We start from the raw sequence: 11,307 nt of genomic DNA on the forward strand, positions 1-11,307 counted from the left end.
GGGCACGCGAGAATGGCGGCGATGAACAGCACGGACCCCCACAAGCCCGCCCGGCGCTCCCCAAGCCCCGGGCCCGCGGCGTCGGCGGCGGAGTCGCCCGCCCCCGGCGCCGCGGGCGCCAACCTGCCGGTGCTGCGCGGGCACAACACCGCCCTGGTGCTCGCCCTGCTCCGCGCCTCGGGGGAGGAGGGCATCAGCCGGCTGGAGCTCGCGGAGCGCACGGGCCTCACGCCGCAGGCTGTCAGCAAGATCACCGCGAGGCTGCGGGCGGAGGGGCTCGCGGCGGAAGCGGGCTTCCGCGCCTCCACGGGCGGCAAACCGCGCACAGTCCTGCGCCTCGTCCCGGGCGCCGCGCACGCGGTGGGCCTCCACCTGGACCGGGACGAGGCCACGGCCGTCCTGGTCGACCTCGCGGGACGGCCGGTGGCCGCCGCGAGCGGGCCGCTCGACCTCGGCGCGCCGCCCGACGAGGTGCTCACCGCCGCGGTGGGCCGGGTCGCGGAGGTGCGGGCCTCGGCGCGGCCGGGATCCGCGGAGCGGGCGGGCGCGGGCGGCCCGGGGACGGCGGGCGGGGTGCTCGGGGTCGGGGTCGCCATGCCGGGGCCGCTCGACCACGCGGCCGGGACGGCCGGCCGGGTGACGGGGTTCCCGCACTGGGACGGTTTCCCGCTGCGGGCGGCACTCGCCGAGCGGCTCGGGCTGCCCGTCGCGCTCGACAAGGACACCAACGCGGCGGCGCTGGGGCTCGCCGCGCCGGGAGGTGGTGGCGGCTCGTTCGCGTACCTGCACCTCGGTACGGGGCTCGGCGCCGGTCTTGTGCTGGACGGGGCGCTGCACCGCGGCGCGCGGACCGGGGCGGGCGAGTTCGGCCACCAGGTCGTCCAACTGGACGGCCCGCCCTGCGGCTGCGGCTACCGGGGCTGCCTTGAGGCGACATGCCTGGCCGCCGCCGCGCGCGGCGACCTCGGCACCGCCGCGCGGGTGCTGGGCGAGGGCGCGGCGAACCTCGTCGAGCTGCTGGACATCGACCGTGTCGTACTCGGCGGGCGCACGGTCGCCGCCCACCGGGAGCGCTTCACGGCAGGGGTCGCCGAGGTGCTGGCGGCGCGGCCATCCGGGCGCGCCCCCGGCGCCGTGCCGGTCACCGCGGTCGAGGACGGGACGCGCCCGGTCGCGGAGGGCGCGGCACACCTCGTACTCGCCCCGCTCTACGGCCACCGCCTGCGCTGACCCGGCAGTCGGCGCCTGGGCCTGTGGGCCCGCGTGTCCGCTCAGGCGGCCGGACGTTCGTCGAGGGGGCGGCGGCGCAGCGGGGTGTGCTGGAGCTCGGGGGGCGTGTAGGCCATGTCGAGTTCGCCGACGTTGGTGCCGGGGGCGACGGCCGCGTCGATCTCGTCGAGGAGGGCGTCGTCGAGGGTGACGTCGGCACCGGCGAGCAGGTCGTCCAGGTGCTCCATGGTGCGCGGACCGATAATGGCCGAGGTGACGCCGGGGTGGGCGACCGCGAACGCCATCGCCAGGTGCGTCAGTTTCAGGCCCGCCTGCTCGGCGAGCGGGATCAGCCGCTCGACGGCGTCCAGGCGGCGCTCGTCCGTGTAGTGCCTGAACAGTCCGCCGCGGTGCGTCTCGGCCGGCCGGCCCTTGCGGTAGCGGCCGGTCAGCATGCCCTGCGCCAGCGGGCTCCACACGAGCGCCCCCATGCCGTACCGCTGCGCCACCGGCAGGACCTCGCGCTCGATGCCGCGGTCGAGGATCGAGTAGGCGGGCTGCTCGGTGCGGAAGCGTTCGAGTCCCCGGGACTCGGCGGCCCACTGGGCCTCCACGATGGCCGAGGCGGGGAAGGCCGAGGAGCCGATCGCGCGCACCTTGCCGCTGCGTACGAGGTCGGTGAGGGCCGAGAGGGTCTCCTCGATGTCGACCGTGGGGTCGAGCCTGTGGACCTGGTAGAGGTCGATGTGGTCGGTGCCCAGGCGGCGCAGCGAGTCCTCGACCGCGGTCATGATCCAGCGCCGCGAGGTGCCGCGCCGGTTGGGGTCGTCGCCCATGGCGCCGTTCACCTTGGTGGCGAGCACGACCCCGTCCCGCCTGCCCTTGAGCGCCTTGCCCACGATCTCCTCGGACTCCCCGCGCGAGTACACGTCGGCCGTGTCCACGAAGTTGATGCCGGAGTCGAGGGCCTTGTGGATGATGCGGACCGAGTCGTCGTGGTCCGGGTTGCCGATGGCCCCGAACATCATGGCCCCCAGGCAGTACGGGCTGACCTGGATGCCGGTACGGCCGAGCGTGCGATACCTCATCGCTGTCCTCCGGTGCTAGGATCACTTAAGCGGAACGGTTTATCACTTAGACGATACGGAACGGCTTCTCACTTAGCAAGGAGGATCCTCATGGGCGCGCCCCCACCCGAGCGCACGCGGCGCGTGCGCGCCGACGCGCAGCGGAGTATCGACGCGCTGGTCGCCGCGGCCCGAGAGGTCTTCCTCACGTCGGGCGTGGACGCCCCGGTGCGTGAGATCACCGGCAGGGCGGGGGTGGGCCTCGCCACCTTCTACCGGCACTTCCCCGAGCGTTCCGACCTGGTCTCCGCCGTCTTCCGGCACGAGGTAGACGCCTGCGCGGCCGAGGCGGCCGTCCTCGCCGCCGAGTGCGAGCCCTTCGAGGCGCTCACCCGCTGGCTGCACCGGTTCACCGGCTTCGTCGGCACCAAGCGCGGCCTCGCCGCGGCGCTGCACTCCGGCAACCCCGCCTTCGAGCCGCTGCCCGCGTACTTCCAGGAGCGCTTCGAGCCCGCGCTGCGCACGCTGCTCGACGCGGCGGCAGGCGCGGGCCGCGTCCGCGGGGACGTCGCCCCGATGGAACTGCTGCACGCCGTGTCCCGCCTCTGTACGGGCGGCGAGGACCGCACCGCGGACGAGCGGATGGTCGCCCTGCTCATCGACGGCCTCCGCTACGGCGCCGAGCGCCAGAGGCCCTGACCGCGAGGCGCGCGAAGCGCCGGGCCGGGCCAGGTCGGGCCGGGCCCGCTCGCCCCGAGCGCGAGACGCGCCGGGCGGCCTGTCCCGGGCGCCCGACGCCGAGCGCCAGGCACCGGGCGACCCGCCCGGACTGTGCGCGCCCCCGGGCGGCGCCCCCTCCACGCGTCTGTTACCGGGGCGTCCCGGCCGGGGGCCCTGGCCCTGCCGGGACGCCCGTTCGGCAGCCTCCGCCCCTTGCCGCCGGTGCGGGGCCAGGCCCGTGCCCGTACGGGCCGAGGGCGACGGTGGCCGTGCCGCCGGCGCGGCTGTGACAGGCCGCCCACAACCCCACGCAGCGCGGCCGGCCTGGCGTCCCCGCGCGGCACCGCGCTCTGCGCCCGCGCCCAGTCGGGCACCCGGGCGCCGGGCGGGCGGCGCCCGGCCCCGCGCACCACCCGGCACGCCGTGGAGCTCACCGCGGGCGAGGGGCACGAGTCAAGCGGTTCGGCTTCCCCCTCGGGCTGGTGATCGGCGGGCTCGCCCGCCGCTGACCCGGCCCACCCCGAGGGGCCTATTCGTATGATTTTCGGGCCATTGGTGGTCGTGGTGGCCGGGTGAGCCCCGTGCCGCGTGGCAGCGTCTGGCTCCCGCCCGCGACCCGTGGAGGAGACGCTGCCATGCGCCTGCGCCGTGCCGCCGTCCTGTCCCTCGGTCTCGCCGCGGCCGTCGTGCCGGTGCCCGCCGTCGCGGGCCCGCACCCGGCCGGGGCCGCGCGGGCCGTCGCGAGCGCGTCGGCCCCCGTGCCGCTCTGCGGCGACGCGGCCGCCCGCGACTTCCCGATCCGGGCGCGCCTGCGTGGCGGCCCCGCCGCCTACCGGGCGGGCGGCGGCGCGCAGACCTGGTACGTCGACCTCGTCAACACCACCCGCCGCGCCTGCCGCAATGTCCACCCCGTCCTCGTCGTCACCGACGCCGGGCGGCGGCTGACGGCGGCCCAGGTCACCCTCGGCCTCGCGGACGAGCACGGCGCGCCGCACGCCCTCCCGCTCCACACCTCGGACGAGGACGAGATCATCGGCGTCCTCGACCGGGACACCACCGGGTTCACGGTCCCCGCGCGCGGCACCGTCAGCCTGGAGGCGAGCCTCGCGTTCACCGGGGACGCGCCCGAGGGCCCCGTCACCGTCAGCGCCGCCGCCGTGCAGCGCGAGGGGGACGACGGCGGCTGGGTCGGCGAGTCGGCGCCGTACCGCCTCCGCGTGGTGGGGGGCAGCGGAGGGGCGGACACCGGCGGGGGTGCGGACACCGGCCCCGGCGGAGGCGGCCGGCCGCCGGGCACCCCGGCCACTCCCGTCAGTTCCGCCACCCCCGGCAGCCCGGTCGCCTCCGGCATGCCCGCCACCCCTGCCATGCCCGCCGGCCCCGGCACCGACCCGTGGACGTCCCCGCTGCCTCTGCCCCCGCAGCTCGCGGCGACCGGTGCCGCCGGGGTCCTGGCCCGTACCGGCGCGGCCGTGGGGCTGATCGCCGCGGGCGCCGGGATCACCGTCCTGGTGGAGCGGCGCCGTACGCGCAGGACCTGACCCGCACCCGCGGCGCGGCGCGGCGCGTACGACCATCCCACGGTGGAACACCCCCTCGACTCCCACCACCTCCACTCGCCGGGCGCGCGCACCGAGCGCGAGGCGACCGTCGCCGCAGCCGCGACGGCGGGCGCCGACGCCGCGGTGCGCGGCCTCGAACTGGTCGCACCGGACGAGGCGCGCGCCCGCAACCCCGCCCCGCGCGTCGCCTTCACGGTCGCGCTGTGGTGCCGCGGGGACGCGGCCGTCGAGCCGCGCACCGCCCAACTCGCCCTGGGGCAGGCGCTGCTCGCGACCGGCCGGTACACCTTCCTGGGCGACCGGTGCGGTGCGTGACGTGGCGGACCTGCCGGGCGGCGGCGCGGCCGTGCGCGACGACCACGGCGACACCGCCACCGGCGACCGCACACGACGACCGCACAGGGTGAACGGGAGCGCACAACGGATCGCGTCCAGAGCCCCAGAGCCCCAGAGCCCCAGAGCCCCAGAGCCCGGGGCGCGGGCCCCGGATACGCACCGAACAGGCCGTACGAGGACGGGACTTGGGCCGTCCGGCCGCACGGGCTCGGGACTTACTCCGTCCCCTCAAGCAGCGTGCGCGCCGCCTTCAGGAAGAGGGCCGTCACCTCGTCGGCGCTCGCCGTCTTGAGGGGCTCGATCCGGCTCACGTCCCTGACCAGCCCGATGCCCACGAGCCACGCGAGCACCAGCTGTGCGCGCAGCCGCGCGTCCGGCGCGTCGGTGAGCGTCGACAGGGCCGCGGCGTAGTCGTCGCCGAGCTGCTCGGCGATGTCGGCCGCGGGGCCGTCCGTGCCGAGCGAACGCAGGAACGTCACCATCGTGTGGTCGCGCCGTCTGCCCGGCTCGCCCTGCACCATGCTGCGCACGGTGGTTTCGAGCAGCCGCTCCACCGGTGTCCGGTCGAGCTGCTCATGGCCGAGGCGGGCGGCGACCGCCTCGAAGACCGCCGCCTTCGATCCGAAGTACCGGAAGATCAGCGCCTGGTTGGCGCCCGCCCGGTCGGCGATGTCGCGCACCGTGGTGCGCTGGAAGCCGCGTTCGAAGAAGAGTTCGGCGGCGGCGTCGAGCAGAGCCCTACGGGTCGCCGCCGCGTCGCGCGCCCGGGGGCGCGCGGGGCGTCCGGTTTCAGCCACATGTCCTCCCGCGCACACCGTATCCCCCGCGCGGTGTGCGGAGCGCGCCTTGACTGCCGTGAGGAGGGCTGCCTAGCTTGTAAGCGTCTGCTTGCAAGACGTTCGGTCGCGGGAGCGCCACGGAGAGTGCGCACAGCTCTGCCGGGTGCCGTGCAACCGTCCACACCGTCCGCCACGTTCACGTGGGAGAGATCCTTGACGAGCATCACACCCCCCACCTCAGCCTCGGTCTCCGTTCCCGAGCCCGTGCCGTACCCGTTCAACGAGGGCGCGGGGCTCCACCTGCACGAGGCGTACGCCGACGCCAGGGAGGGCGCCGGCATGATCCGGGTCCAGCTGCCGCACGGCGGACCCGCGTGGCTCGCGACGCGCTACGAGGACGCCCGGTTCGTCCTCGGCGACCTGCGGTTCTCCCGTGCCATGGCCGTGGAGAACGAGGGCGAGCCGCGCTACAACCCGGCCGTGTCCCGACCCAACATCCTGTCGATGGACCCGCCGGACCACACCCGGCTGCGCACCCTCGTCTCCCGGGCCTTCACCCGCCACCAGGTCGAGGGGCTGCGCCCGTGGGTGCGGGGGCTCACCGGCGATCTGCTGGACGAGATGATCGCGGCCGGCTCGCCCGCCGACCTGGTCGACGCGTTCGCGCTGCCGCTGCCCGTCGCCGTGATCTGCGAGATGCTCGGCGTCCCGGCCGAGGACCGGCCCAAGTTCCGGGTGTGGAGCGACGCGCTGATGTCCACCGACCGGCTGAGCTCCGAGGAACTCCTGGAGAACCAGCAGCAGTTGACCGCATATCTCGCCGCGTACATCGCCCAGCGCCGCGCCGAGCCGCGCGACGACCTGATCTCCGGGCTCATCGAGGCCCGTGACGCCAAGGACCGGCTGAGCGAGGAGGAGATGACCAACCTCTGCCTGGCGATCCTCGTCGCCGGACACGAGACCACGGCCTCCCAGATCCCCAACATGGTGTGGACGCTGCTCGAACAGCGCGACGAGTGGCAGCGGTTGGTCGACGACCCGGACCTCGTGCCCAGCGCTGTCGAGGAGTTGATGCGGTTCATCCCGCTGGCGTCCGGCGGCTTCTTCCCCCGGTACGCGGCGGAGGACATCGAGGTGGGCGGGGTGCTCGTGCGCAGGGGCGAGCCGGTGCTCGTCTCCCTCGGCTCCGCCAACCGGGACCCGGCGAAGTTCGAGGACCCCGACACGCTCCGCTTCGACCGGCCGGCCAACCAGCACCTCGGCTTCGGCCACGGCGTGCACCACTGCCTGGGCGCGCAGCTGGCCAGGATGGAGCTCCAGGAGGCGCTGCGCGCACTGGTGACGAAGGTGCCGCAGCTGCGGATCGCGGGAGAGCCGGAGTGGAAGTCGAAGATGCTGGTGCGCGGCCCGCGCTCGCTGCCGGTGGGGTGGTGAGCGGGGTGACCGGCTGGCACATCGAGGTCGACGACCACGTCTGCATCGGCTCCGGCATGTGCGCGGCGCTGGCGCCGGAACGTTTCGCTCTGGACGGCTCCACCGCCACCGTCGTACGGGACGCGGCGGACGCCCCCGAGGACGAGGTGCTGCTGGACGTCGCGGACTCCTGCCCCTCGTCCGCCATCACCGTGACGGACGGTGCCTCGGGCGAGGTGGTCGGCCCCCGCCCGTAGAACCCGCAGGGCCCGCGGGACCGTCGAGCCCGTAGAACCGCCGGGCCCGTGAGGCCGCCGGGCCCATGGGGCCGCCGGGCGGGGGCGGTCGCCGCCGTACGGGGCCGCGGCGCCACTCCCGGGCCGTACGGGGCCGCGGCACCGCCCCCGGCGCGTACCCCCACGCGCGCCGGTGGCGGTGGGCCGCGGCCGCCCGCGGCCCGCGGCCGGCGCCGCCGCGAGCAACGACCTGCGCGGGAGGCCGATCGTGGACGGATTCCCGGCTCGTTAGGCTGGGCGTGTCGTTTCCACCGCAGAGCGGAGATCAGGCCAGTGGCAGAGCGCAAGCCCATCGAGTCGTGGCTCACGGACATGGACGGTGTCCTCGTGCACGAAGGGGTTCCGATCCCGGGCGCCGCCGAGTTCCTGAAGCGGCTGCGCGAATCGGGCAAGCCCTTCCTCGTCCTCACCAACAACTCCATCTACACGCCGCGCGACCTCCAGGCGCGGCTGGCCAGGATGGGGCTCCAGGTGCCGGTGGAGAACATCTGGACCTCGGCGCTCGCCACCGCGCGGTTCCTGGAGGACCAGCGCCCCGGCGGGACCGCGTACGTCATCGGCGAGGCGGGCCTGACCACCGCGCTGCACGACATCGGGTACGTGCTCACCGACCACGCCCCCGACTACGTGGTCCTCGGCGAGACCCGCACGTACTCCTTCGAGGCGCTCACCCGTGCCATCCGGCTGATCAACGGCGGCGCCCGCTTCATCTGCACCAACCCCGACGCGACCGGCCCTTCGGTGGAGGGGCCGCTGCCCGCCGCCGGCGCCGTCGCCTCGCTGATCACCAAGGCCACGGGCAAGGAGCCGTACTTCGCGGGCAAGCCCAACCCGCTGATGATGCGCACGGGCCTCAACGCGATCGGCGCCCACTCCGAGACCAGCGCGATGATCGGTGACCGGATGGACACCGACGTGCTCGCGGGCCTTGAGGCGGGGGTCGAGACGTTCCTCGTGCTGAGCGGTGTGACCACCCGCGAGGAGGTCGGCTCCTACCCGTTCAGGCCGTCGAACACCGTCGACTCGATCGCCGACCTCATCGACCTGGTCTGAGGCGGCGTACGACCAGGTCAGCGCCGTGACCGCGGGGCCGTACGGGTGAGGCGCCCGCGGCCCTGCGGATGCGGAAACCCCGCGCGCGGGTGAGTCTTCCTGTCAGGAGGAGGTTCACGATGCGTTCAAGGTTGCTCGCTCTCCGTGCCGCCAGTGCGGCCGTCATACTCGTCGCGGCCCCGGTCTGCGGGGCCACGTCGGCCCAGGCGCACGACGGTGTCACCGCCACCGTCACGCCCACCGCCATCGCGGCGCAGGGCCAGGTCCAGATCAAGGTCGACGGCTGCAGGGACGGCCGGGCCAAGGTCACGTCGAGCGCGTTCGCCGAGGCGGTCACCGTCAGCGGATCACAGCACACGATGTACGGCGACGTCTCCATCAAGTCCTGGATGGCCGCGGGCGGTTACGACATCAGCGTCGACTGCGACGGTCACCACCACGGCAATGTCGGCCACTTCCAGGTGGTCGGCGGAGGCCACGACCACCCGGCCCCGCACGCGCCGGTGCACGCGGGCGGCGGCGGCACGGCGGTCGTCGCGGCCGACGCCGGGAACGCGCGGGCCGAAGGTTCCACGCAGTCGGGCCCCGGCACCCCCTTCACCCTCGCGGGGCTCGCCCTCGCCGGCGTCGCCGCGGTGACCGTCGCCTACCGCACCACGCAGCGCAGGCGCGCGGCCGCGTCCGCCGCCCGGGACGCGGACTGAGGCGGCCACCGTGTCCGAAGGAGAGGGCGCGGCGGCCCCCGGCCGCGGCAACGGACGCCTGATCACGGGACTCGCCTGGGCCGTGCTGCTGCTCGGCCTGTGGATGTGGGGCCGCGGCGCCGCGGACGGCTCGTCGGGCGGTGCCTCGGCACCCGCCACCGGCGACATCGCCGCCGTGGGCCGGCCGCTCGGCGTCCCCCTGCCGCCCGCCCACCGGCCCCTCGACCCGTCACGGCCCCGGCACCTCGACATCCCCGCGCTGGGCATCGCCGCGCCCGTGTCGGGGCGCGGGCTCGACGCCGCGGGCGCGGTCGACCCGCCGCCGTACTCCACCCCCGGCACGGTCGGCTGGTACGAGGCCGGTACGCAGCCGGGCGCCGCGGGCACCTCCGTCTTCGTCGGCCATGTCGACACCGAGACGAGGCCCGCGGTCTTCTACGGGCTGAGCACCGCGAAGGCGGGCGAGAAGGTGCGGGTGACGCGGGCCGACGGCTCGGTCGCCGAGTTCACGGTCAACGACGTGGAGGTCGTGACGCGCAAGCACTTCGACGCCGCGAAGGTCTACGGCGCGGCCCAGCGGACCCGGGCCGACCTGCGGCTGATCACCTGCGGGGGGACCTTCGACCGTACGACCCGTCAGTACACGGCCAACGTCGTCGTCTCGGCGTACCTGACCGGCGTCACGGACGCCGCACCGGGCGGCGGGGCGGGCAAGGACCGCGGCGCGGGGGAGCGGACCACGGCCGCCGCCGCCCGCTGACCGCGCCGCCCGCCGGACGCCCCGCCCGGCAGGAGACACCGAGAGGCCCCCGCGCACGCCGCGCGCGGGGGCCTCTCGCCGTCTGCCGCGAGCTGCGGCAGACCGGCATGGCGGCCGACGTCCCGTCAGCCGATGCCGCAGGGGGTGGCGGCACTCTACGCCCTTTTCCTGGGCAAACCGGGCCTTTTGTCGTATGCCGCGCCCTGTCAAAGGCGGATTTACCACCTTTGATCCGTCAGAATGCGACACATTGGGGCAGTTGAGACACTGACGCTCTTGATGCCGCGTCACACATCATCTGACAAGCGTGGAGGGGATCGCATGGCCGTCCCGGTCTTCGAAGAGTACGAGCCCGCTCTCGACTGCCCCTGCGCGGGATGCGCACAGGCACGCAGGGAGCGGGCCCGAGGCGCCGCGGGGCGCGAGGGCGCGCCCGGCGCCCAGCGCGCGGTGGCTCTCGCCACGGCGGTGGGCCTCGCCTGGGGCTGCGGAGCCGCGGCAGCCTCCGCGGCCCCCGCGCACACCCCGGCGGGCGCGGCGGTGCCGCACAGCCGCGCGGTCGACACCGGCTACGACACCCCGCAGGGCGGCAGCGGCCCGCTGCACGGCAGGCCCGAAGGCAACGGCACGTCGCAGGACCTGCGCAGGACGACCCGCGCCGAGATCATCAGCCGCGCCAAGAAGTGGGTCGACGCGCAGGTGCCGTACAGCATGACCAAGTACTGGACCGACGGCTACCGCCAGGACTGCTCGGGCTATGTCTCCATGGCGTGGAACCTGCCGAAGAACGAGTGGACGGGGAGCCTCGCCACGTACGGTGTGAAGATCGACCGCGCCGACCTCAGGCCGGGCGACATCCTCCTGTTCCACAACCCCGCCAACCCCAACAGGGGTTCGCACGTCACCATCTTCGGCGGCTGGGCCGACGCCTCGCACGACTCCTACCTGGCGTACGAGCAGACCCCGCCGCACACGAGGGCGCAGACCACGCCCATGGCGTACTGGACCAACTCCGACAAGTACGTCGCCTACCGCTACAAGGAGGTCGTCGAAGAGACGGCGGGCGCCGCGTCCGCGGTGTCGGCGGCGTTCCCCGGCGCGTCGAAGTTCGGCCCCGGAGCGGACAACGCGTACGTCACCCGGCTCGGCGAGCTGCTCGTGGCGCGCGGCGGCAAGCGCTTCTACACCACGGGCCCCGGGCCGCGCTGGGGCGAGGCTGACCGGCGCGCCACCCAGGCGTTCCAGCAGGCGCAGGGGTGGCGGGGCAAGGAGGCCGACGGCCTGCCGGGCCCCGCGACCTGGCGGCTGCTCGTCCTCGGCCTCGGCAAGGGCATCCCCGCCGCGGGCGGCACCGCGGGGGGCGCGCTGGAGCACCAGGACGTGCCGTTCGAGCGGCTGGTGGAGGAGC

At 75.1% G+C, this 11,307-nt stretch carries 11 protein-coding genes and 1 pseudogene; 10 read left to right on the plus strand and 2 right to left on the minus strand.

The window, feature by feature from the left end; translation table 11 throughout:
• Positions 1-21: 21 nt before the first annotated feature.
• Positions 22-1,230, plus strand: coding sequence for an ROK family transcriptional regulator (locus tag ABEA77_RS19300; RefSeq protein ID WP_425588321.1), 1,209 nt, complete (start codon positions 22-24; stop codon positions 1,228-1,230).
• A gap of 41 nt (positions 1,231-1,271) precedes the next feature.
• Here ABEA77_RS19300 and ABEA77_RS19305 read toward each other — a convergent pair whose 3' ends face one another.
• Positions 1,272-2,297 (minus strand): aldo/keto reductase, encoded by a 1,026-nt coding sequence (locus ABEA77_RS19305; protein WP_345648864.1) that lies wholly within the window; start codon positions 2,295-2,297, stop codon positions 1,272-1,274.
• A gap of 90 nt (positions 2,298-2,387) precedes the next feature.
• Here ABEA77_RS19305 and ABEA77_RS19310 point away from each other — a divergent pair, with 90 nt between their 5' ends.
• From ABEA77_RS19310 to ABEA77_RS19320, 3 genes and pseudogenes are all read left to right on the plus strand, one after another.
• Complete coding sequence (locus tag ABEA77_RS19310) at positions 2,388-2,975, plus strand: TetR/AcrR family transcriptional regulator (RefSeq protein ID WP_345648867.1); 588 nt, start codon at positions 2,388-2,390, stop codon at positions 2,973-2,975.
• A 656-nt stretch (positions 2,976-3,631) separates the two neighbouring features.
• Positions 3,632-4,537, plus strand: a complete 906-nt coding sequence (locus ABEA77_RS19315; protein ID WP_345648870.1) for a hypothetical protein — start codon at positions 3,632-3,634, stop codon at positions 4,535-4,537.
• Between the two features lie 87 nt (positions 4,538-4,624).
• Positions 4,625-4,940 (plus strand): annotated as a pseudogene (locus ABEA77_RS19320) (FAD-dependent oxidoreductase); the annotation flags it as partial.
• Positions 4,941-5,109: 169 nt separating this feature from the next.
• Here the strand turns inward: ABEA77_RS19320 and ABEA77_RS19325 are convergent.
• Positions 5,110-5,691: a TetR/AcrR family transcriptional regulator gene (locus ABEA77_RS19325; RefSeq protein WP_345648873.1), complete on the minus strand. Its 582-nt coding sequence runs from the start codon at positions 5,689-5,691 to the stop codon at positions 5,110-5,112.
• A 195-nt stretch (positions 5,692-5,886) separates the two neighbouring features.
• On the opposite strand from ABEA77_RS19325, the gene ABEA77_RS19330 reads away from it, so the two are divergent.
• The 6 genes from ABEA77_RS19330 to ABEA77_RS19355 all read left to right on the plus strand — a co-directional run.
• The gene (locus ABEA77_RS19330) at positions 5,887-7,107 is read left to right on the plus strand and encodes a cytochrome P450 (RefSeq protein WP_345648875.1); all 1,221 of its coding nucleotides are present in this window, start codon (positions 5,887-5,889) and stop codon (positions 7,105-7,107) included.
• Positions 7,104-7,343 carry a ferredoxin gene (locus ABEA77_RS19335; protein WP_345648878.1) on the plus strand — a complete coding sequence of 80 codons (240 nt, stop codon included), beginning with the start codon at positions 7,104-7,106 and terminating at the stop codon, positions 7,341-7,343. The genes ABEA77_RS19330 and ABEA77_RS19335 overlap by 4 nt, the downstream gene beginning before the upstream one ends.
• A 312-nt stretch (positions 7,344-7,655) precedes the next feature.
• Entirely contained in the window at positions 7,656-8,435 is a 780-nt protein-coding gene (locus tag ABEA77_RS19340; RefSeq protein WP_345648880.1) for an HAD-IIA family hydrolase, read from the plus strand.
• Between the two features lie 119 nt (positions 8,436-8,554).
• Positions 8,555-9,139: a hypothetical protein gene (locus tag ABEA77_RS19345; protein WP_345648883.1), complete on the plus strand. Its 585-nt coding sequence runs from the start codon at positions 8,555-8,557 to the stop codon at positions 9,137-9,139.
• A 10-nt stretch (positions 9,140-9,149) separates the two neighbouring features.
• Positions 9,150-9,899 (plus strand): class F sortase, encoded by a 750-nt coding sequence (locus ABEA77_RS19350; protein ID WP_345648886.1) that lies wholly within the window; start codon positions 9,150-9,152, stop codon positions 9,897-9,899.
• Positions 9,900-10,220: 321 nt separating this feature from the next.
• The coding region (locus ABEA77_RS19355; RefSeq protein WP_345648889.1) for a peptidoglycan-binding protein at positions 10,221-11,307 on the plus strand (1,087 nt) is incomplete at its 3' end.

Source organism: Streptomyces tremellae (assembly GCF_039540215.1).
GTDB classification, from domain to species: domain Bacteria; phylum Actinomycetota; class Actinomycetes; order Streptomycetales; family Streptomycetaceae; genus Streptomyces; species Streptomyces tremellae.

What these genes read in the sequence shown, in the direction of transcription:
- ABEA77_RS19300 (WP_425588321.1), top strand. Translation starts at nt 22, where the DNA reads ATGAACAGCACGGACCCCCACAAGCCCGCCCGGCGCTCCCCAAGCCCC.
- ABEA77_RS19305 (WP_345648864.1), bottom strand. Translation starts at nt 2,297, where the DNA reads ATGAGGTATCGCACGCTCGGCCGTACCGGCATCCAGGTCAGCCCGTAC.
- ABEA77_RS19310 (WP_345648867.1), top strand. Translation starts at nt 2,388, where the DNA reads ATGGGCGCGCCCCCACCCGAGCGCACGCGGCGCGTGCGCGCCGACGCG.
- ABEA77_RS19315 (WP_345648870.1), top strand. Translation starts at nt 3,632, where the DNA reads ATGCGCCTGCGCCGTGCCGCCGTCCTGTCCCTCGGTCTCGCCGCGGCC.
- ABEA77_RS19345 (WP_345648883.1), top strand. Translation starts at nt 8,555, where the DNA reads ATGCGTTCAAGGTTGCTCGCTCTCCGTGCCGCCAGTGCGGCCGTCATA.